Here is a 20,533-nt window from a genome sequence, read left to right as displayed (position 1 = left end):
GCGGGGATCGTGATCGCCAACGACTCCGGTCCCGCCCACATCGCCGCCGCGGTGGGGGCTCCCGTCGTGGCGCTCTTCGGCCCGACCCACGAGGCGTTCGGCTTCGCGCCGCGCGGCGAGCGCGTGCGCGTCGTCAGCCGCGATCGGCCCTGCCGTCCGTGCAGTGTCCACGGCGGCACGCGCTGCCCGCGCGGGCACCGCGCCTGCCTCGACGACATCGCCCCCGCGCAGGTGCTGGCGGCGGCGCGGGAGCTGCTGGCGGGGCCGTGACCCGGCGGCGGGGACGGCCGCGATCGCGCCGCACGGTAGACCTCAGCGGCTGACGGTGTCCTTGTGCTCCGCGCCCCGCGAGCCCGCGTACGGCAGGTAGCGGGCCGTCTCGTAGAGCGCGCGGCAGAGCGCCTCCATCCGCGTCGCGGTCTCGGGCTCGCGCGCGAGCACGTCCGCGCCGGCCTGGGCGCCGCCGAGCGCGACGAGCCTCCGACCGGTGCCGTTGCCGAACATGCCGAACGCGCGCTCCGGCCCGACGAGGCCGAGCTTGGGGCTCGACCCCTGGTCGCCGGCCGTGAAGGCAAAGCGCATGGCGTCGAACGCCGGATCGAGCAGGTCGCGCCCGAGCCCGGTGTTGAGGTAGGGGACGCCCGCGAGGGAGGCCGCCGTCGGCAGCACGTCCAGTTCGCTCGCGACCGTGTCGACGCGCCGGCCCCCGGGGACGAGCCCCGGACTCCAGATCAGCAGCGGCACGTGGAAGTGCGTCAGGTCCGCCGCCGCGTCGCCGGCCGGGATGTGCGGCGCGCTCGCGGGCAGGCCATGGTCGCCGTAGAAGAGGAAGATCGTGTCGGCGAACCACGGCTCGCGGCGGGCGCCGTCCACGAAGGCGCCCAGCGCGTGGTCGAGGAAGCGGAACGCGTTGTACTCGGCCGCTGAGACGAAGCCGTTGCGCCGCGCCTCGGCGTCGGCGACCGGCCGCGTCTCGAAGCCGCCGCGGTTCGCCGGGATGGTGTAGGGGCGGTGGCTCCCCGAGGTCTGCACGATCGCCACGAAGGGCCGCGGCGTGGCGGAGAAGACGCGGTTGGCCTCCGCGAAGAGGTCGAGATCCGAGATCCCCCAGACGTCCACGCGCGGCGCGCTGTAGCTCCCCTCCTCGTGGATGCGCAGCCCGTCGACGTTCGCCGCGAGCAGCCCGCGGATGTTCGCCCAGTTGAGGCTCCCGCCGAGGAAGTAGAGCTTCTCGTAGCCGGCGAAGTCGTTGAGGATCGTGTGCTGCGAGACGATGAGCGGGTTGCGCGTCGCGGTCAGCTGCGGCTCGACGTCGGGCAGGCCCGTCACCGTGGCCCACACCGAGCGCGCCGTGCCCCACGTCGGCGTGAAAAAGCGCGTGTAGAGCGTCCCCTCGCGGGCCAGCGCGTCGAAGCGCGGCGTCGGGTCGAGCGGGTTGCCGAAGGCGCCGGTCTTGTAGGCGGCGAAGGACTCGAGCAGCACGATCACCACGTTGGGCCGGCGCGCGGGGGCGCCCAGCGGGACGCCGGGGCGCGCGACGGAGAGACGTGCCGGGTCGGCCCCGTCGTCGATGCCGAGAAAGCGCCCGACCAGCGGCCGCGCCTCGCGCACCTTCGCGAGGTCGTAGGCCGCCGGGCGCTTGCCCGCCGTCTCGGCGAAATAGAGGACCGGGTTGTGCGCGAGATCCGCGGCGAAGGTGTTGGTCGAAAAGTGCGCGTCCGACCAGCGCAGCGGGTACCAGGAGATCTTGCCGTAGACCGCGCCGGCGGCCAGCGCGACGACGGCGGCCGTCGCCAGGGCGCGGTGCAGGCGTCCCGCGCCGGCCGGGTCCCAGCGCGCGGCCCGGGCGAGCGCCGCGTCCGCGACGCGGAAGATCCCCCACGCAGCGAACGCCAGCGCGATGGCCCCGCGCACCACAGGGTACGTCTCCCAGACCATCCGCGCCGAGGTGTCGAGGTTGTAGAGGAACTGCAGGATGGTGACGTTGACCCGGCTCGCGGCGAAGGCGTAGTGGCCGATGTCGACGAGGTAGACGAAGAGCAGCGCGAGGTGCGTCGCCGCCAGATACCAGGCCCACCCGCGCCGCGCGCCGGTCCGCGGGGTGCCGGAGGCTGCGGGCGCGAAGAGGGATAGTGGTCCCAAGCCGCCGAGCGCGAGCACCGGCAGGGCGACGAGGACCGCGAGCCGCGCGTCGAAGCGCACCCCGAGCCAGAGCGCCCGGGCGGCGACGCCGGCGGGCAGGGCGGCAAACTCGGCCCGGAACACGGCCGCGAACACGAGGCGCAGCAGCGAGAAGAGGGCGACATCGGCCGCGGCGACCAGGACGAACAGTCGCACGGGGCGGGGGATCGCATCGATCAGGCGGCGGATCACCCACGCATTATCGGCGGAAGGGGGCGGGCGTCAAGAAGTGGGCCGGATCTATTGACTGACTTGCAGTCATTGACCGCAAGCGCGCCTGTATGTTATTGGAGTCCGTGGTAAGAATTAGTAATTCCAAGTAATATTCTGGGGGATTGTGGTGCCCGACAGCTTCCTGAGCACCCGGGAGACGGCCGAGCTTCTCGGCATCCACGAGAAGCAGATCTATGCCCTCGTGAAGGCAGGCAAGCTCCCGGCCTCGCGGGTGACCGGCAAGTGGCTCTTCCCGCGGCGGCTGCTCGATGAGTGGATCGAGAAGAACGCGATGGAGGGGCTGGCGAAGGCGCGCGAGCGCGGGAAGCACATCGAGGGCGTGCTGCTCGCTGCCGGGAGCCACGACCCGGTGCTGGACATCCTTCAGAGTCACCTGGCGTCGCGGCGCACCGGCATCGTGCTTTTCTCCGCGGCGACCGGCAGCTCCGAGGGGCTGCGCATGCTCAACCTCGGCCACACGGACCTGGCATGGAGCCATCTCGTCGACCCGGCGACCGGGGAGTACAACGTGCCGCACGTCAAGCGCACCGTGACCGCGGCGCCGGCCGTCGTGGCGAACCTGCTCTGGCGCGACCTCGGGTTCGTCACGGCGTCGGGCAACCCGCACGCGATCCGCGGCTTCGAGGACCTGGGGCGCCCCGGGGTGCGCCTCATCAACCGGCAGGCCGGCGCGGGGACGCGCCTGTTGCTGGATCGGCGGCTGGACGAGCTGGCGATCGCGCCGTCCGCCGTGACGGGCTACGGCCGCGAGGCGGCGACGCACTACGAGGTCGGGCTCGCCGTGCTCTCGGGGGAGGCCGACACGGGGCTGGCGTCGGGGTCCGTCGCCCGGATGCTCGGCCTCGAGTTCATCCAGGTCGTCCAGGAGCGCTTCGACCTGGTGACCACGAAGGACGCCTACTTCGGCCCCGGCGTGCAGGCGATCCTCGAGGCGCTGCACGATCAGGACTTCCGCCGGCGCGTTTCGAACCTCGGGCACTACGACTTCCGCGACGCCGGGAAGATCGTCTACGCGGCGCCGTAGCCGGCGCACGGCCGCAGTCGTCCCCGCCGCGGAAGAGGAGCCACGATCATGAATCTGGGCGCGAAGATTCTCCGGACACTGGGCATTGTCGCGCTGATCGCCGCGAGCCCCGCGTTTGCCCAGGAGAAGAACCTGATCCTCGCGACGACCACGAGCACCCAGGACACCGGCCTGCTCGACGTGCTCGTGCCGCAGTTCGAGAAGGCCTCGGGCTACCTGGTCAAGACGATCGCCGTCGGCTCCGGCCAGGCGATGACCATGGGCCGGAAGGGCGAGGCCGACGTGCTGCTCGTGCACTCGCCGGACGCCGAGAAGAAGTTCATGGACGAGGGCTTCGGCACGCGGCGGCTGCCCGTCATGCACAACGACTTCGTGGTCGTCGGCCCGGCGGCGGACCCCGCCAAGATCAAGGGGATGACGAACTCAGCGGAGGCCTTCAAGGCGGTCGGCGCCAACGGCGGCACCTTCATCTCGCGCGGCGACAAGTCGGGGACGAACGCGAAGGAGTTGACCCTGTGGAAGGCCGCCGGCGTGGTGCCGGAGGGCCAGTCCTGGTACCAGCAGACCGGCCTCGGCATGGGCCAGACGCTGAACGTCGCCTCGGAGAAGGGCTTCTACACGCTCGCGGACCGCGGCACCTACCTCGCGCTGAAGAAGAACCTCGCGCTCGAGGTCCTCGTCGAGGGCGACAAGGGCCTGCTCAACGTCTACCACGTCATCGAGGTCAGCCAGGCGAAGTGGCCCAAGGTCAACGCCGCCGGCGCGAAGGCCTTTGCGGACTTCGTGGTCGCGGCCGACGCGCAGAAGACCATCGGCGGCTTCGGCGTCGAGAAGTTCGGGGCGCCGCTGTTCTTCCCGGACGCGGGCAAGGGGGAATAGCGTGTGGATCTGATCTGGGAGGGGATCCGCGAGGCCTTCGGCCTCATCTTCGGGCTCGACGCCGAAGTCTGGCGGATCTGCCTCCTCTCGCTGCGCATCTCCGGCACCGCCACCCTCATCAGCCTCGTCCTCGGCGTGTCCGCCGGCACCGCCCTCGCCCTCACCCGCTTCCCAGGCCGGCGCGTCCTCGTCAGCCTCGTGAACACCGGCATGGGCCTGCCGCCGGTGGTCGTCGGCCTCTTCGTCTCGATCCTCCTCTGGCGCAACGGCCCGCTCGGGGTGCTGGGCCTGCTCTACACGCCGGCGGCGATGATCATCGCGCAGGCGGTGATCGCCACGCCCATCGTCACGGGCATCAGCCTTGCCGCGATCCAGCAGCTCCCGCCGAAGCTGCGCCTGCAGATCCTCGCCCTCGGCGCGACGCGCGGGCAGATGGTCGGGCTGCTGCTGCGCGAGGCGAGGCTGCCGCTGCTGGCGGCTGTCATGGCCGGATTCGGCGGCGTGATCTCCGAGGTCGGCGCCTCGATCATGGTCGGCGGCAACGTCAAGGGGCAGACGCGGGTGCTGACCACCGCGACCGTCATGGAGACGGGTCGCGGCAACTTCGACGTCGCGATCGCGCTCAGCGTCATCCTGCTGCTGCTGACCTTCGCCGTGAACTATCTGTTGACACGCATCCAGCAGCGGGAGCGACCGCGGTGAACGCCGGCGCGCCGCTGCTGGAGGTGCGCGGCCTGCGCGTGCGCAAGGGCGGCGCCGACCTGCTCGACGTCCGGGAGCTGGCCGTCGCCGCCGGCGAGACCCTCTCGCTGATCGGCCCCAACGGCGCCGGCAAGAGCACGCTGCTGCTGGCGCTCTCGGGGATCGAGGCGCCGGCCGCGGGCGAGCTGCGCTTTCGCGGCGAGCGCGTCCCCGGCGGCGCCGCCGCGCTCGCCTTCCGCCGGCGGGTCGCGATGGTCTTCCAGGAGCCGCTGCTCTTCGACACGACGGTGTTCGGGAACGTCGCCTCGGGCCTGCGGCTGCGCGGTCTGGACAAGGCGGAGATCGATCGCCGCGTCCGCGAGAACCTGGAGCGCTTCCGCGTGGAGCACCTCGCGTCGCGCTCGGCGCGGACGCTCTCGGGCGGCGAGGCGCAGCGCACGAGCCTGGCGCGGGCCATGGCCGTGACGCCGGAGGTCCTGCTGCTCGACGAGCCCTTCGCGGCCCTCGATCCGCTCTCGCGCGAGGGGCTGCTGGAGGACCTGGCCCACACGCTGCGCGAGACGGGCACGACCACCATCTTCGCGACGCACGACCGGATCGAGGCGCAGCGCATCGCCGACCGCGTGGCCGTGCTCGACTGCGGGCGCCTGCGCCAGGTTGGCGCCGCAGACGAGGTCCTGCGCCGTCCGGCGGACGCGTTTGTCGCGGCCTTCGTCGGTGTGGAGAACCTGCTGCCGGTGAGGATGACGCTCGGGCCTTCGCGGGGCGGCCTCTGTGCGGTGCTTGAGCGCGGCGGCGCGGGAGCCGGAGACGACGCCGGGCCGGCGGTGTTCGAGGTCGGCGGGGTGGCGCCGGGCCTGGCGGACGGCGCGTCCGGCCTGCTCTGCGTGCGCCCCGAGGACCTTGTCGTCACCGCGGTGGGCGAGGGGGGCGGCTCGTGGTCGGGGAACCATCTCACCGGCCGGGTCGTCAAGACTGTCCCGCAGGGGCCGCTCCTGAAGGCGACCATCGACTGCGGCGTGCCGATCGTCGCCGCGGTGCCCGGCCAGGTGACCCGCGCTCTGGCGCTCGAGCCGGGGCTGACGGTCCGGGTGGGGTTGCGCCCCGCGGATCTCTACGTGATTCCCGGGGGATGAGGCGCCTGGTGAACGCGGACCGTTCGCTGGGCCATCGCGCGCGATGACCATGCGCGGGACGTCGTCTTGTCGGCTAGCAGCCAGAGTGCTAGGGTGCGACCGCTTACTGTACACCACCGTGTTGGGGCAAGGGCCCAACGCGGTCGAAGGCGGCGTCAGGACATAAGGGCGGCATCCAGGAGGAAGGACGATGAGGCTGGACAAGTTCGCGGCGTGTGTTCTGCTGCTTGCGCTCCTCAGCGCGTCCGTGGGCTGTGGGCGCGGCTACTCCGAGGGTTCGACAAGGATCAGACTCTATGAAATCGATCGACCATACTCGGCCGGTGTCGGCGCCCCAATGATCTCAGAGGTGGACAAGTTTACGTACTTCTACAAAGATGGAACGAAGCCATACGTCACAGATGAGGTCACCGGGAGTGATGAACTTATCTACACAGGACGGTCGGGGTCCGTGATAACACTGACGTACCGTGAGTTCACCGGCGAGTCCTCTGGCGAGTTAGCTAGGCCGGCGTTCTTTCAGACACTAACCTATGATCTCGCAAGTTCACCGATCATCGGCTTCAAGAAGCACAAGATCAAGGTTCTTGATGCCAACAACGAGATGATAAAGTTCGTTGTTGTCTCAGATTGACCGTTTGGCGCGCATCCGTCCTCGCCTGCCATCGCCGGTATAAGGCGCTGGGATGAGGTGTCCCCGCCATTGACAATTCCGCGAGCGCCGCCCATCATTGGAATGAATATTCATTCAGCGAGGGCGGGGTGGACGGCGGCGAGAAGCGGGAGGCGATCATCCGGGCGGCGCTGGAGCTGGTCGGCGAGCACGGGTTCCACGGCTCACCGATGGCCCAGATTGCCGAGCGCGCCGGCGTGGCGGCGGGGACGATCTACCGCTTCTTCGACAGCAAGGACGCGCTGATCCGGGAGATCAAGACCTCGCTCGACGGGCAGATCCTCGACGCCGTGGCCCAGGGATACCCGGCGGGCGGGTCGGTGCGCGAGCGCTTCCTCCACGTCCAGCGGCGGGTGATCGGCTACTTCGTCGCCTCGCCGCTGCAGTTCCGCTTCCTCGAGCAGTTCCACTTCTCCCCGTACGGCCTGGACGCGCGGCGCGAGCAGGTCTTCGGAAAGAAGCGGCGCAACCTCATCGCGGACCTCATCGAGGAGGGGCTTGCCCAGCGGATCGTCAAGGACCTGCCGCTGCCGATCCTGTACGCGCTGGCCTTCGGCCCGGTGATCGAAGTCTGCCGGGACCATATATTGGAGTTCGTCACCCTCGACGAGCGGCTCATCGAGCGGACCGTCGAGGCCTGCTGGGACGCGATACGGAGGCAGCCGGGTGGGTCGTGCGGGCCCGCCGGCGCGCGGAAATGACGCCCGAAAACGAGACCCATCCCCGGAGGAAAGCACGCATGCGACCATCGCCCAGGACCGTCCGCGCCGTCATCCCGGCGCTCATCGCCGCCGGCGCCCTGCTCGCCGGCTGCGGCAAGTCGAAGCCCGCCGCCGCGCCCCCGCCCCCGCCGGAAGTCGGCGTCGTGACCATCCAGCCGCAGCGGGTCGCGGTGACCACGGAGCTCGCCGGCCGGATCTCCGCCTACCTGGTGGCCGAGGTGCGCCCGCAGGTGGGCGGCATCGTCCAGGAGCGTCTCTTCACCGAGGGGAGCGACGTGAAGGCGGGGGACGTGCTCTACCGGATCGACCCCGCCACCTATCGCTCGGCGTACGCGAGCGCGCAGGCGGCGCTCGCCAGGGCGCAGGCGGCCCAGGCCAGCGCGAAGGCGGCGCTCGGCACGACGCGGGCGACGCAGGCCAGCGCGCAGGCGGCCCTTGCGACCTCCAGGGCCGCGCACGAGAACGCGCTGGCCGGGCGCGCCCGCGCGGAGGCCAACGCGGTGCCCCGCCGGCTCAAGGCGGCGCGGTTCCAGGAACTGGTGGCGATCAACGCGGTCAGCAGGCAGGACGCGGACGACGCCGCGGCCGCCGTGAAGCAGTCCGAGGCGGAGATCCAGAGCGCCGACGCGGCCGTCAGCGGCGCGAAGGCCGAGATCGCGCGCGCCGAGGCCGCCGTCACCGGCGCCGAGGCCGAGATTGCACGCGCCGAGGCCGCGATCCAGGTGGCCGGGGCGGAGATCGCCGGCGCGGAGGCGGCGCTCGAGTCCGCGCGCATCAATCTGAGCCGGGCCGAGGTCACCGCCCCCATCTCCGGGCGCATCGGCAGGTCCGCGGTGTCGACCGGGGCGCTGGTGACCGCCAACCAGGCCGCGGCGCTCGCGACCATCCAGCGGCTGGACCCGGTGTACGTCGACGCCACCGAGTCCTCGGCCAACGTGCTGCGGCTGCGGCAGAGCCTGGCCAGCGGCCACCTGAGGCAGGACGGCCCCGGCCAGGCGACGGTGCGGCTGGTCCTGGAGAACGGCGCCGCGTACCCGCTCGAGGGGAGCCTGAAGTTCTCCGACGTCACCGTGCAGCCGGGGACCGGCTCCGTGACGCTGCGCTCGGTCTTCCCCAACCCGGACAAGCTCCTGCTGCCCGGGATGTTCGTCCGCGCCGTCGTGCAGGAGGGGGTCAACGAGAGCGCGATTCTCGTGCCGCAGCGGGGGGTCTCGCGCAACCAGAAGGGCGAGCCCGTGGCCATGGCCGTCGGCGCCGACGAGAAGGTGGAGGCGCGCGTCCTGAAGGTCGACCGGGCCCTCGGGGACCAGTGGCTGGTGACCGGGGGGCTGGCGGCAGGGGACCGCGTCATCCTCGAGGGGCTGCAGCGGGTGCGCCCGGGCGTCCCGGTGAAGGCCGTGCCGTTCGGCGCCGCCGCGGGCGCCCCTGGCGCCGGCGGGCCGCAGCCCGCCGCGGCCGGGAAATAGGGAGCGCGCCCGATGGCCAGGTTCTTCATCGACCGCCCGGTCTTCGCCTGGGTGATCGCGATCATCATCATGCTGGCGGGCGTGCTCGCGATCGACACGCTGCCGGTGTCGCAGTACCCCCAGATCGCGCCGCCCCAGATCGCCATCAACGCGATGTACCCCGGCGCCTCGGCGCAGACCGTCCAGGACACGGTCACCCAGGTCATCGAGCAGAAGATGAACGGGATCGACAACCTGATCTACATGTCCTCGAGCAGCGACTCGGCGGGGGCGGTCTCCATCGCGCTCACGTTCGCGGCCGGCACCGACCCGAACGTCGCCCAGGTGCAGGTGCAGAACAAGCTGCAGCTGGCGATCCCGCTGCTCCCCCAGATCGTGCAGCGCACCGGCATCCAGGTGGTGAAGTCGACCCGGAACTTCCTGATCATCGTCGGGCTCGTCTCGGAGGACGGGTCGATGAACCGCTTCGACCTCTCCGACTACCTCGTGGCGAACGTCCAGGACATCATCAGCCGCGTCGAGGGCGTCGGCGAGGTGCTGATCTTCGGCTCGCAGAACGCCATGCGCATCTGGCTGGACGCGGAGCGGCTGAACGAGTTCCGGCTGACGCCGGCCGACGTGATCGCGGCGCTCCAGGCGCAGAACGCGCAGGTCTCCGCCGGGCAGTTCGGCGCCACGCCCGCGCCGCACGGCCAGCAACTGAACGCGACGATCACCGCGCGCAGCCTGCTCCAGACCACCGATCAGTTCGAGGCCATCGTCCTGCGCACCAACGCCGACGGCTCGACGGTGCGGCTGCGGGACGTCGCCCGCAGCGAGGTCGGCACCGAGAACTACGACATCGAGTCCCGCTACCGGGGCAAGCCGGCCTCCGGGATCGCGATCCGGCTCGCGGCCGGGGCCAACGCCCTGGCCACCGCCGAGCGGATCAAGGCGAAGATGGAGGAGCTGTCGCGGTTCTTCCCCCCGGGGATGAAGGTCATCTACCCCTTCGACACCACGCCGTTCGTGAAGGTCTCGATCGAGGAGGTCGTGCAGACCCTCGTCGAGGCGATCGGCCTCGTCTTCCTCGTGATGTTCATCTTCCTGCAGAACTTCCGCGCGACGCTGATCCCGACCATCGCGGTGCCGGTCGTGCTCCTCGGCACCTTCGGGGTCCTCGCCGCCGCGGGCTTCTCGATCAACACCCTGACGATGTTCGCGATGGTCCTGGCCATCGGGCTGCTCGTCGACGACGCCATCGTCGTCGTCGAGAACGTCGAGCGGATCATGTCGGAGGAGGGGCTGTCGCCGCACGACGCGACGGTCAAGTCGATGGGGCAGATCACCAGCGCCCTGTGGGGCATCGCGCTCGTGCTCTCGGCGGTGTTCGTGCCGATGGCCTTCTTCGGCGGCTCCACCGGCGTGATCTACCGCCAGTTCGCGATCACGATCGTCTCGGCGATGATCCTCTCGGTGCTGATCGCGATGATCCTCACCCCCGCGCTGTGCGCCACGCTGCTCAAGCCGGTCGAGAAGGGGCACTGGTGCGCGGAGGGCGGGCCGTTCTACTGGTTCTTCTGCCGGTTCAACCGCTGGTTCGACCGCGGCAGCGGCGCGTACCGCGGCGTCGTCGCGCGGATGCTCGCCGGGCCCTGGCGGCACATGCTCGTCTACGCCGCGATCGTCGCGGTCATGGCCGTTCTCTTCCTGAGGCTGCCGACCGCGTTCCTCCCCGACGAGGACCAGGGCTACCTCGTCTGCCAGGTCCAGCTGCCGTCGGGCGCGACGCAGGAGCGGGCGCTGAAGGTCATCGAGCAACTCGAGCGGCACTTCGCCGAGAACGAGACCGCCGCGGTCGACTCGGTGCTGACGATCTCCGGCTTCAGCTTCGCCGGCCGGGGGCAGAACATGGGCCTGGCCTTCGTCAAGCTCAAGGACTGGAAGGTGCGCCACAGCGCGGAGCTGCGCGCGCCGGCGATCGCGCGCCGGGCCATGGGCGCGTTCTCGCGGATCAGGGACGGCCTGGTCTTCGCCTTCGTGCCGCCCGCGGTGACGGAGCTGGGCCAGGCCAACGGCTTCGACTTCCAGCTGCAGGACCGCGGCGGCCTCGGGCACGAGCGCCTGACCGAGGCGCGCAACCAGCTCCTCGGGATGGCGGCGAAGAACCCCGCGCTCGTGGCGGTGCGCCCGAACGGCCAGGACGACACCTCGCAGTACCGGATCGACATCGACGACGTGCGGGCGGGCGCCCTCGGCGTCACGGCGGGCGACGCCAACGCGGTGATCTCCACCGCCTGGAGCGGTTCGTACGTCAGCGACTTCGTCCAGAACGGCCGCGTCAAGAAGGTCTACGTGCAGGCCGACGCGAAGGACCGGATGCTGCCGGAGGACATCAACAACTGGCACGTGCGCAGCAGCTCCGGCGAGATGGTGCCGTTCTCGGCCTTCACGACCGCGCACTGGGACTACGGTTCGCCGCGCCTGGAGCGCTACAACGGCATGCCGTCGATGGAGATCATGGGGCAGGCGGCCCCCGGCCTGAGCTCCGGGGTCGCCATGCGGGAGATGGAGAAGATGGCGGCGCAGCTGCCCGCCGGCGTCGGCTACGAGTGGACCGGGCTCTCCTACGAGGAACGGGCGGCGGGCGCGCAGGCCCCGGCGCTGTACGCGATCTCGCTGCTGGTCGTCTTCCTCTGCCTGGCCGCGCTCTACGAGAGCTGGGCGGTGCCGTTCTCCGTCATGCTGGTGGTGCCGCTCGGCGTCGTCGGCGCGGTGCTGGCCTCGACGTCGCGCGGCTACGCGAACGACGTCTACTTCCAGATCGCGATCCTGACGACCATCGGCCTCTCGTCGAAGAACGCCATCCTGATCGTGGAGTTCGCCCAGGCGCAGATGGAGCACGGCAAGGGGCTCATCGAGGCGACCATGGAGGGGGCCCGGCTGCGCCTGCGGCCGATCCTGATGACCTCTCTCGCGTTCTTCTTCGGCGTGCTGCCGCTGGCGATCAACAGGGGGGCCGGCTCGGGCGCCCAGAACGCCATGGGGACCGCGGTCAACGGCGGCATGGCGACCGCGACCGTCCTCGCGATCTTCCTCGTCCCGGTCTTCTTCGTGGTGGTGCGGCGGCTGTTCCCGGCAAGAGCGCCGGCGGCGACTGCCGGCGCCGCCGTCGCACCCGAGGTGAAGTCATGACGACATCCAGGAGCGGTCTTCTTCTCGCCGCGCTCGCGGCAACCGTGGCGCTGACCGGCTGCGCCAACCTCGCACCGAAGTACAGCCGGCCGGCTGCCCCCGTCCCGGAGGCGTGGCCCGCCGGCGCGGCGTACCAGGGGGGCGGGGGCGCGCCGGCGGCGGGGGCAGCAGCCGTCGCCGACATCCCCTGGCGGGAGTTCTTCCTCGACGAGCGGCTGCGGCAGGTGATCGCGCTCTCGCTCCAGAACAACCGCGACCTGCGCGTCGCCGCGCTGGCGATCGAGCGCTCGCGGGCGCAATACCAGATCCAGGAGGCGGTGCTCTACCCGGAGGTGAGCGCGACCGCCACGGCCAACGCCCAGCGCCTGCCGGCCGACTTCTCGAGCACCGGCAAGGCGATGACCCTGCACCAGTACACCGTCGGCCTCGGGGTCGCGGCGTGGGAGGTGGACTTCTTCGGGCGGGTGCGCAGCCTGCGCGACGCGGCGCTGGAGCAGTACCTCGCCAGCGAGCACGCCCGGCGCGCCGCGCAGATCGCGCTGGTCTCCCAGGTGGCGGCCACGTGGCTGTCGCTGGCCGCCGACCGCGAGCGCCTGCAGGTCGCCAACGAGACCCTGGCGGCGCTCGAGTCGGCCTACCAGCTCAACAAGAGCCGGTTCGACGCGGGGGTCACGTCCGCCCTCGACCTCTACCAGTCGCAGACCATCCGCGACACGGCGCGCGCGGAGGCCTTCCGCTACACGACCATGGCCGCCCAGGACGAGAACGCCCTGAACCTGGCGGTGGGCTCGCCGGTGCCCGCGGAGCTGCTGCCGCAGGCGCTCTCCGACGAGGTGAGCGCGCTGGAGGAGTTCCGCCCGGGCCTGGGCTCGGAGGTCCTGCTGAGCCGCCCGGACATCCTGCAGGCGGAAGCCCGGCTCAAGGGCGCCGGCGCCAACATCGGGGCGGCGCGGGCGGCGTTCTACCCGAGCATCACATTGATCGCGTCCGCGGGCGTCGGCAGCACCGAGCTCGGCGGGCTCTTCGGCGGGGGCAGCGGGGCGTGGCAGTTCGCGCCGCGCGTCAACCTGCCGATCTTCGACGCCGGCAGCAACAGGGCGAACCTCAAGGCGGCCGAGGTCGACCGCGACGTCGCCGTGGCGCGCTACGAGCAGGCGATCCAGACGGCGTTCCGCGAGGTCGCCGACGCGCTGGCCCAGCGCGGCACGATCGACGGGCAGCTGGCGGCGCAGCAGTCGAACGCGGCGGCGGCGGCCGAGACCATGCGCCTCTCGCAGGCCAGGTACGACAAGGGCGTCGACAGCTACCTCGCGGTGCTGGACTCCCAGCGCGCGGTGTACCAGTCGCGGCAGAGCCTGATCTCGACGCGGCTCACCCGGCTCCTCAACCAGGCGACGCTCTACAAGGTGCTGGGGGGCGGGGCCGCCGAGTGAGCGGGGCCGCGCCGTCGCCGGGCGCCGGCGTCCCGCGCAACGTCAAGGCGCTCGGCGCCGTCTCGCTGCTGACGGACGCGTCCAGCGAGATGGTCTACCCGGTCCTGCCGCTGTTCCTCGCGAACGTGCTCGGCGCGCCGGTGACGGCGATCGGCGTCATCGAGTCGGTCGCCGAGGGCACCGCGAGCTTCCTCAAGGTCTTCTCGGGATGGCTCTCGGACCGCGTCGGCCGCCGCCGGCCCCTGATTGCGCTCGGCTACTCCATCTCGAACGTCGTCAAGCCGCTGCTCGCGCTCACCGCCAGCTGGCCTTCCGTGCTGGCGCTGCGTTTCGCCGACCGCTTCGGCAAGGGCGTGCGGACTGCGCCCCGCGATGCGCTGATCGCCGACTCGGGCGACGCGGCGCGGCGCGGGCGCGATTTCGGCTTCCACCGCGCTCTCGACACCGTCGGCGCCGCGATCGGCCCGCTGGCGGCGTGGGCCATCCTGACCCTGGCGCCCGGCGGGTACCGGACGATCTTCTGGATGTCGGCGGTCCCGGGGACGCTCGCGATCATCGTGGTGTTCGCGGCGGTGCGCGAGGTGCGGGGCCGCCGGGCGGCCGTCGGCGAGGCCGGGGCCGGGCAGCGGCGACCGGTGCTGCGCCTGCGCCACCTCGGCCGGCCGTTCGTCCTCTTCACGGGCGCGAGCGCGGTCTTCGCGCTGGGCAACTCCAGCGACGCGCTGCTGATCCTGCGCGCGCAGGACGTGGGCGCCGCGGCGGCGCTGATCCCGCTGATGTACTTCGTCTTCAACGTCGTCGGCGCCGCGGCCGCCGTGCCGCTCGGGGCCCTTTCGGATCGGATCGGCCGCCGGACGATGCTCTGCGGCGGTTTCGCCGGCTACGCGCTGGTCTACGCCGGCTTCGCGTTGGTGGGGGAGCCGCGCGTCGCCTGGCTGCTGTTCGCGCTCTACGGCATCCCCTACGCGGCGACTGAAGGAATGGCGCGGGCCTTCGTCTGCGATCTCGTCCCCGCCGACGTGCGTGCGACGGCCGTCGGCGGCTACACCTTCGCGCTCGGGCTGGCGGCGCTGCCCGCGTCCGCCGTCGCGGGGCTGCTCTGGGACACCGTGGGCCACGCGGCGCCGTTCGCCGTGAGCGCCGCGCTCATGGCGGCGGCCGGGGTGCTGATGCTCTTCGTCCCCGCGCGACGCACCTGCGCCTGAGGCGGGGGCGCACGGCTGTCGCGACGCAGCGAGCCGTTGTAAGATCGCATCGTGTCCGGGACCGCACCCGAGGGTAAGGCCGCTGCACCCGCCGCGTGGTCGTGGCGGGCAGTCGCTGGCGTCTTCGTCCTCCTGGCCCTGGTCCTGTTCCTGAGGGAACCGCAGCGCTTCCTCAACGCCCAGCTCTGGGCCGAGGACGGCTCGGTGTTCTTCAAGCAGGCCTATGAGCAGGGCGCGTTGCGGCCGCTGCTCACGCCTGCGTCGGGGTACCTGCACACCTTCCCCCGGCTCGTCGCCGGCCTGGCGCAGCTCTTCCCCCTGGAGACGGTCCCGCTGGTGTTCGCGCTCGCCGCCTTCGCGATCCAGTTGCTGCCGGTGCTCTACCTGCTCAGCGCGCGCCTGCACGGCCTGCTTCCCGATCCGCGCCTGCGCGCGCTCGCTGCGGCGCTCTACGTGCTCGTCCCCAACTCCTACGAGACGTTCGCGAACGTCAGCAACAGCCAGTGGCACCTCTGCTTCCTCGCCCTGCTCATCCTGTTCGCGGAGCGCCCTGGCGCCGTCATCCTGCGGGTCGCCGAGGGTGCGCTGCTCGGCCTCGCCATGCTGACGGGGCCGTTCAGCATCCTGCTGCTCCCGTGCGCCGCACTCAACGCCTGGCAAAGCAAGGACGGCGCCGAGGCCAGGCGCTGGCGGCTCGTCCAGGCCGGGGTGTGCGTCCTGGGGGCCGCTGTGCAGGCCTTCGTCGTGCTCAGTACCGAGCGTCTCACGTCCGCCGCGGCCCCGCCCGGCGGGCTGACCCTGCGGGAGATCCTGCAGATCGTCTCGACCCACGTCTTCTTCAACACGGTGCTCGGGATCGAATACATGTTCGACGCCGGCTGGGCCGGGAAAGCGGCGGCGCTGCTCGCGGGCTGGGGCGGGATCGCCTTCCTGGTGGCCGTCGCCGTGCGTTGGCGCCACCGCGCGCTGCTCTCCCTCCTCTACCTTGCGTCGGCGGTGATCCTGCTCTCGCTGCTCTTCCCGCTGAACACACGCACCGAGTGGCTCAAGCCCTCCTTCGGGCCGCGCTACTACTACCTGGCTTCGCTGTTCGTCGCATACGCGCTCCTGTTCGTCGTCGTGCGCGGGGGGCGCTGGCGCTGGGCCGGCATGCCCGCGGCACTGGCGCTGCTGGTCGTGGGCATACCGGTGGACTTCAGACACTACGCGCTGATGCCCGACACCCGCTGGCGCGACCAGATGGCCGTCTTCGAGACGCTGGCGCAGGGGGAGAGCTTCTCGATCCCGCTGCCGCCGTATCGCTATCCCGCGATGACCCTGCGCAAGAAGACGCCGCCGCGTGGGGACGCACCCCTGCACGGCCGCCGGGAGCTCCCCGGCGACGTCCACCACGCGTTTCAGCGGCCCGTCTTCACCGACCCGCGAAACCCGTCGATCGTGCGCTTCACTGCCTGGGCGGCGAACGCGATCGGCGGCCGGAGGATCGAAGGGGCGTGGATCGCGATCGACGGGCGCCCCTATCCGGCCACGGTCGGTCCGTGGCGGGCGGGCCTGACGCGCAGCGGCCGCGACGACGAGGGGCCGCTGCGCTTCGAACGGGAGGTCCCGCTGCGCGATTTCGGTCTCGGCGACCACCGCATCGGCCTGGTGCTCCTGACCGCAGGCGGCGCCTACACGCGGCTGCCCGAGAGGATCTTCCGGGTCGGCGCGGAGCCGGGCCGTCTCATCCTCGGCGTCCCGGAGTGACGCCGAAGCCGGGGCGCGTCAGCCGTGCACCGCCCGGCCGATCTCGCGTATCCAGGCGTCCTCCTCGGGCAGCAGCGGCCCGCGCTCGAGCGCCGCGAGGTTCTCGCGCAGCTGCCCGATCGTGCGCGGGCCGGTGAGCACGACGTCGACGTGCGGCGAGGAGAGGCAGAAGCGGTAGCAGTCGCCCGCCGTCGGCACGCGGCCGGCCCACCCCTTCGGCGCGGCCAGCAGCTTGCGCCAGGCGGTCGCCGTGTACGCGATGACCGCGGGCCGGCGCGCGGCCAGGTGCGGGAAGATGTCCCGCTCCGCGCCCGGGTGCGCCGCGTTGTAGCGGATCATCAGGGCGTCGAGGATGGAGTCGGCCGCCAGGCGCCCGGCGCGCGGCCGGTCGTGGATGGAGACACAGAGCCAGCGCACCGTTCCGGCGTCGCGCAGCGCGGCCATCTCGCGCTGGACCGCGCCGGTGAACGCCGACATCTTCCCGAGCCAGAAGAGCTGAAAGACGTCGATGACGTCGGTCCCGAGGGTGCGCCGCGCGTGCTCCACGGCCTTTCGCAGGGACCCCGGGAAGAAGCCGAACATGGGGCCGGTGGCGACGACGTAGCGCTGGCGGTCGCGCGCCAGGGCATCGCGCAGCGCGGGCGTGAGCCCCTTCATCAGCGGCGCCCAGAAGACGTACTGCATGCGCTCGAGCGCCTCGCGGCAGCCGTGCTCGTCCAGCTTGAACGACCCGGAGAGCCCGAGCCGGAAGAGGGGCCGGCCGAAGCGCGGCACCTCGCGCACGAGGAAATCGTCCGCAGGCATGGACCATCCTTACCATGGAAGCCCGGTGACGGGAAGCCGCGGTCCGGGCGGGTCTGGCGGCGGGCAGGGGCGTTCGCCCGCTTGACGGCGCGCCGGCCGGCTGCGACGATGATCCCGGGCAATTTCCCCGGAATCCAAGGAGGCGCACGATGGCGAATTACCCGAAGAACTATCGCTGGATCACGGCGCGGTTCGGCAAGGTCATGAAGGCGCACCAGAAGCTGGGCGAGGAGGTCCTCGCCGCGGGCCCGCTGAAGAAGAAGCACGCGCACCTCGTGCAGCTGGCGGCCGCCGCGGCCACGCGCTCGGAGGGGGCGGTGCACTCGCACGTGCGGCGCGCGCTCGACGCCGGCGCCAAGCCGGAGGAGATCTACCACGCCCTCGTGCTCGTGGTGAGCACGATCGGTTTCCCGGCGGTGTCGGCCGCGCTCTCCTGGGCCCGGGAGACCATCGAGAAGAAGAAGTAGGGGCGTTCGGATGGGCGCCTCGCCCGTCTTCCTCGTCCGCACCGACGATCGCGCCGCCGGGATCCGGCGCGGTCTGGCGGCCCTCGGTGCGCCCGCCGCGCGCGGCCGGCGTATCGCCGTCAAGGCCAACTTCAACAGCGCCGACCCGTATCCCGCGTCGACGCACCTGGACACGCTGCGTGCGCTGATTGCCGCCTTCCAGGCTGCCGGGGCCGCGTCGGTGACGATCGCCGAGCGCAGCGGCATGGGGGACACCCGCCGGGTCCTCGAGCACCTGGGTGTGTCTGCCCTGGCGAAGGAGACGGGTTGCGAGGTCGCCGTCCTGGACGAGACGCCGGCGGCGGGCTGGGTCGAGGAGCCGCTCACCGGCGGCCACTGGAAGCGCGGGGTGCTCTTCCCGCGGCTGTTTCGCGACGCGGACCTGATCGCCCAGACCTGTTGCCTCAAGACGCACCGCTTCGGCGGCCACTTCACGCTCTCGCTCAAGAACTCCGTCGGCATGGTCGCCAAGGAGTCGCCGCGCGACGGCTACGACTACATGCACGAGCTGCACGGCTCGCGGCACCAGCGCCTCATGATCGCGGAGATCAACCAGCTCTACCGGCCGGCCCTCGTCGTCCTCGACGGGCTGGAGGGCTTCAGCGACGGCGGCCCGGACCGCGGGACGCTCGTGAAGCCGGGGGTGCTGCTCCTCGGCGCGGACCGCGTCGCCATCGACGCGGTGGGCGTGGCGCTGCTGCGGCTGCACGGCGGCAACCGGACGATCTCCGCGGGGCGCGTCTTCGGGCAGGAGCAGATCGCGCGCGCCGCGCAGCTCGGCCTCGGGGCGACCGGGCCCGAGCAGATCGAGCTGGTGACCGACGATCCCGTGAGCCGTGAAGTGGCGGATCGCGTGCGGGAGGCGCTGGAAAAGGGCTAGCTCGCGGGGACGATGTCGGCGAAGGCGAAGCCGGCGCGTTCCAGGCGCTCGCCGATCGCGACCGGCACGGCGTGCCGGAACATCGGTCCGTCTACGACCACCGTGTGCAGCTCGCCGTTCTCGCCGCAGGGGTCGCACCCCGGCGGCAGCGCGGAGAGCAGCTCGCGCGACCACCTTCTCCCGGCGAAGTCCGCGGGAAGCTTCGCGAGGTCGACGCAGCTCACGTAGGCCGCGAGCCCCGCGTCGAGCATGCGCTGCGCCAGCTCGGCCGTGGGAATCCCCCAGAGCGGGAAGATCGGCTCGATCCCGGTGCCCGCGAGCTGCGTCTCGCGGTAGGTGCGCACGTCCTGCAGGAAGAGGTCGCCGAACGCCATGCAGGCGACCCCCTCGGCGACGCAGGTTGCCACGAAGCCGCCCATCGCCGCCCGGTACTGCTCGTCGGTGCAGGGGTCCGGGATGGGGATCGTCCGCAGCGGGAGGCCGACGGCGCCGGCCTGCCGCTCGAGCAGCTCCACCCGCGTGGCGTGCATCGCCGCGCGCCCGTGCCGCTCGTTCACGACGGTGAAGAGTCCCGCAACCTCGATCGCCGGGTCGTCGCGGAGCACGTGCAGCGCCCAGGCGGCGTCCTTCCCGCTGCTCCAGCTCAGCAGCGTCCTGCGCGGCGCGGCCGCCCGCGTCACCCGCGGCCTCCGCGCTTGTAGAACTCCCGCGCCGCCTTGTGGATGATCTTCCACTTGCGTTCCTCCTCGGCACGGGCCCGGGCGTCGGTCTTCGCCGCCACGACCTGCGCCTCGCGCCGCAGCTTGTGGTAGCTGGCGAGGCGCTCGGCGGGCAGTGTCCCGGCGGCCACGGCTGCCGCGACGGCGCAGCCCGGCTCGTCGCGGTGCGTGCAGTCGCGGTAGCGGCAGGAGGCGGCCGCCTCGTCGATCTCCGGGAAGGCCGAGGCGATCCCCTCCTCGGAGCCGGTCAGCCCGACGGCGCGCAGCCCCGGGGTGTCGATGAGCACGCCGCCGCGCGGCACCTGGACCAGTTCGCGCGCCACCGTCGTGTGCCGCCCCCGGCCGTCGTGCACGCTCACGCTGCGCGTTGCCTGGCGCTCCTCGCCGAGCAGCGCGTTGATGAGCGTGGACTTGCCGGCGCCCGAGGGGCCGATGAGGACTGCCGTGCGGTTGGGGGCGAGATACCCGAAGAGCGGCTCGACGCCGTCGCCGGCCAGCGCGTTGACGAGCAGGACGTCCGCGCCAGGGGCGGCCGCCTCGACTGCGATGCGCGCCCCTGCCGGATCCGCCGCGAGGTCGGCCTTCGTGAGCACGACGACCGGCACGGCGCCCGAGACCCAGGCCAGCGACAGCTCGCGCTCGAGCCGCCGCAGGTTCGGCCCGTCCGCGATCGGGTGCACGACGAAGACGGTGTCGACGTTCGCCGCGAGCACCTGCAGGTCCGAACCCCGTCCCGCGTCGCCGCGGGTGATGGCGCTTGCGCGCTCGAGCACCGCCTCGATGAGGGGGACGTCGAGGTCCTCGCGCGCCAGCGCCGCGACCCAGTCGCCGACGGCGGGCAGATCGGCCGCCCCCCCGGCCTGCTTGAGCAAACGCGTTGCCGGCTTGGCGCGCGCGATGCCGCGTTCAAAGGCGATGAGCGCGCTCCCCCGGTCGCCGCGCACCACGCGCGCCAGCACGACGCCGTCGCGGGCGTGCGGCGCAAACAGCGCCTCCCAGCGCGGGGAGAGGCCGAGGGCCTGGAGCGCAGGAGCGTGCAGGGAGGGCAT

At 71.8% G+C, this 20,533-nt stretch carries 18 protein-coding genes; 14 read left to right on the top strand and 4 right to left on the bottom strand.

From position 1 onward, the window contains the following. The coding region (locus tag VI078_16635; GenBank protein ID HEY6000915.1) for a glycosyltransferase family 9 protein at window positions 1–270 on the top strand (270 nt) is incomplete at its 5' end. 42 nt (window positions 271–312) lie between these two features. Here VI078_16635 and VI078_16630 read toward each other — a convergent pair. Next, a complete protein-coding gene (locus tag VI078_16630; protein HEY6000914.1) occupies window positions 313–2,373 on the bottom strand; it encodes an LTA synthase family protein in 2,061 nt (686 codons plus the stop codon). A 148-nt stretch (window positions 2,374–2,521) separates the two neighbouring features. Between VI078_16630 and VI078_16625 the strand changes: the two genes are divergently transcribed. From VI078_16625 to VI078_16575, 11 genes are all read left to right on the top strand, one after another. After that, window positions 2,522–3,439, top strand: a complete 918-nt coding sequence (locus tag VI078_16625) for a helix-turn-helix transcriptional regulator (protein ID HEY6000913.1) — start codon at window positions 2,522–2,524, stop codon at window positions 3,437–3,439. Window positions 3,440–3,487: 48 nt separating this feature from the next. After that, a complete protein-coding gene (locus tag VI078_16620; GenBank protein ID HEY6000912.1) occupies window positions 3,488–4,318 on the top strand; it encodes a substrate-binding domain-containing protein in 831 nt (276 codons plus the stop codon). Between the two features lie 3 nt (window positions 4,319–4,321). Beyond that, window positions 4,322–5,020, top strand: coding sequence for an ABC transporter permease (locus tag VI078_16615; GenBank protein ID HEY6000911.1), 699 nt, complete (start codon window positions 4,322–4,324; stop codon window positions 5,018–5,020). Next, window positions 5,017–6,156, top strand: a complete 1,140-nt coding sequence (locus VI078_16610; GenBank protein HEY6000910.1) for an ABC transporter ATP-binding protein — start codon at window positions 5,017–5,019, stop codon at window positions 6,154–6,156. Before VI078_16615 ends, VI078_16610 begins: the two co-directional genes overlap by 4 nt. 190 nt (window positions 6,157–6,346) lie before the next feature. Continuing rightward, a complete protein-coding gene (locus VI078_16605; GenBank protein HEY6000909.1) occupies window positions 6,347–6,790 on the top strand; it encodes a hypothetical protein in 444 nt (147 codons plus the stop codon). A 128-nt stretch (window positions 6,791–6,918) separates the two neighbouring features. Further along, the gene (locus VI078_16600; GenBank protein HEY6000908.1) at window positions 6,919–7,530 is read left to right on the top strand and encodes a TetR/AcrR family transcriptional regulator; all 612 of its coding nucleotides are present in this window, start codon (window positions 6,919–6,921) and stop codon (window positions 7,528–7,530) included. 38 nt (window positions 7,531–7,568) lie between these two features. Beyond that, entirely contained in the window at window positions 7,569–9,017 is a 1,449-nt protein-coding gene (locus VI078_16595; protein ID HEY6000907.1) for an efflux RND transporter periplasmic adaptor subunit, read from the top strand. A 12-nt stretch (window positions 9,018–9,029) separates the two neighbouring features. Beyond that, entirely contained in the window at window positions 9,030–12,191 is a 3,162-nt protein-coding gene (locus tag VI078_16590) for an efflux RND transporter permease subunit (GenBank protein ID HEY6000906.1), read from the top strand. Continuing rightward, a complete protein-coding gene (locus VI078_16585; protein HEY6000905.1) occupies window positions 12,188–13,624 on the top strand; it encodes an efflux transporter outer membrane subunit in 1,437 nt (478 codons plus the stop codon). The genes VI078_16590 and VI078_16585 overlap by 4 nt, the downstream gene beginning before the upstream one ends. Further along, entirely contained in the window at window positions 13,621–14,829 is a 1,209-nt protein-coding gene (locus VI078_16580; protein HEY6000904.1) for an MFS transporter, read from the top strand. The genes VI078_16585 and VI078_16580 overlap by 4 nt, the downstream gene beginning before the upstream one ends. Before the next feature lie 51 nt (window positions 14,830–14,880). Beyond that, complete coding sequence (locus VI078_16575) at window positions 14,881–16,575, top strand: hypothetical protein (protein ID HEY6000903.1); 1,695 nt, start codon at window positions 14,881–14,883, stop codon at window positions 16,573–16,575. 18 nt (window positions 16,576–16,593) lie between these two features. Here VI078_16575 and VI078_16570 read toward each other — a convergent pair whose 3' ends face one another. After that, a complete protein-coding gene (locus VI078_16570; GenBank protein HEY6000902.1) occupies window positions 16,594–17,379 on the bottom strand; it encodes an aldo/keto reductase in 786 nt (261 codons plus the stop codon). 149 nt (window positions 17,380–17,528) lie between these two features. Here VI078_16570 and VI078_16565 point away from each other — a divergent pair, with 149 nt between their 5' ends. Next, the gene (locus VI078_16565; protein ID HEY6000901.1) at window positions 17,529–17,846 is read left to right on the top strand and encodes a carboxymuconolactone decarboxylase family protein; all 318 of its coding nucleotides are present in this window, start codon (window positions 17,529–17,531) and stop codon (window positions 17,844–17,846) included. A gap of 10 nt (window positions 17,847–17,856) precedes the next feature. After that, the gene (locus tag VI078_16560) at window positions 17,857–18,765 is read left to right on the top strand and encodes a DUF362 domain-containing protein (protein HEY6000900.1); all 909 of its coding nucleotides are present in this window, start codon (window positions 17,857–17,859) and stop codon (window positions 18,763–18,765) included. Here VI078_16560 and VI078_16555 read toward each other — a convergent pair. Both VI078_16555 and rsgA read right to left on the bottom strand, forming a co-directional pair. Next, window positions 18,762–19,445: an ATP-binding protein gene (locus VI078_16555; GenBank protein ID HEY6000899.1), complete on the bottom strand. Its 684-nt coding sequence runs from the start codon at window positions 19,443–19,445 to the stop codon at window positions 18,762–18,764. The genes VI078_16560 and VI078_16555 overlap by 4 nt on opposite strands. Then, window positions 19,442–20,533 (bottom strand): ribosome small subunit-dependent GTPase A, encoded by a 1,092-nt coding sequence (rsgA, locus tag VI078_16550; protein ID HEY6000898.1) that lies wholly within the window; start codon window positions 20,531–20,533, stop codon window positions 19,442–19,444. The genes VI078_16555 and rsgA overlap by 4 nt, the downstream gene beginning before the upstream one ends.

Source organism: bacterium (assembly GCA_036524115.1).
Lineage (GTDB): Bacteria > JAUVQV01 > JAUVQV01 > JAUVQV01 > DATDCY01 > DATDCY01.
Note: the sequence above shows the minus strand (reverse complement) of the source record. Positions and strands in the feature narration are given on the sequence as shown.

Coding starts and splice junctions, on each gene's coding strand:
- VI078_16565 (HEY6000901.1), top strand. CDS start 17,529: ATGGCGAATTACCCGAAGAACTATCGCTGGATCACGGCGCGGTTCGGC.
- VI078_16605 (HEY6000909.1), top strand. CDS start 6,347: ATGAGGCTGGACAAGTTCGCGGCGTGTGTTCTGCTGCTTGCGCTCCTC.
- VI078_16585 (HEY6000905.1), top strand. CDS start 12,188: ATGACGACATCCAGGAGCGGTCTTCTTCTCGCCGCGCTCGCGGCAACC.
- VI078_16595 (HEY6000907.1), top strand. CDS start 7,569: ATGCGACCATCGCCCAGGACCGTCCGCGCCGTCATCCCGGCGCTCATC.
- VI078_16570 (HEY6000902.1), bottom strand. CDS start 17,379: ATGCCTGCGGACGATTTCCTCGTGCGCGAGGTGCCGCGCTTCGGCCGG.
- VI078_16590 (HEY6000906.1), top strand. CDS start 9,030: ATGGCCAGGTTCTTCATCGACCGCCCGGTCTTCGCCTGGGTGATCGCG.
- VI078_16560 (HEY6000900.1), top strand. CDS start 17,857: ATGGGCGCCTCGCCCGTCTTCCTCGTCCGCACCGACGATCGCGCCGCC.
- rsgA (HEY6000898.1), bottom strand. CDS start 20,533: ATGCCCTCCCTGCACGCTCCTGCGCTCCAGGCCCTCGGCCTCTCCCCG.
- VI078_16620 (HEY6000912.1), top strand. CDS start 3,488: ATGAATCTGGGCGCGAAGATTCTCCGGACACTGGGCATTGTCGCGCTG.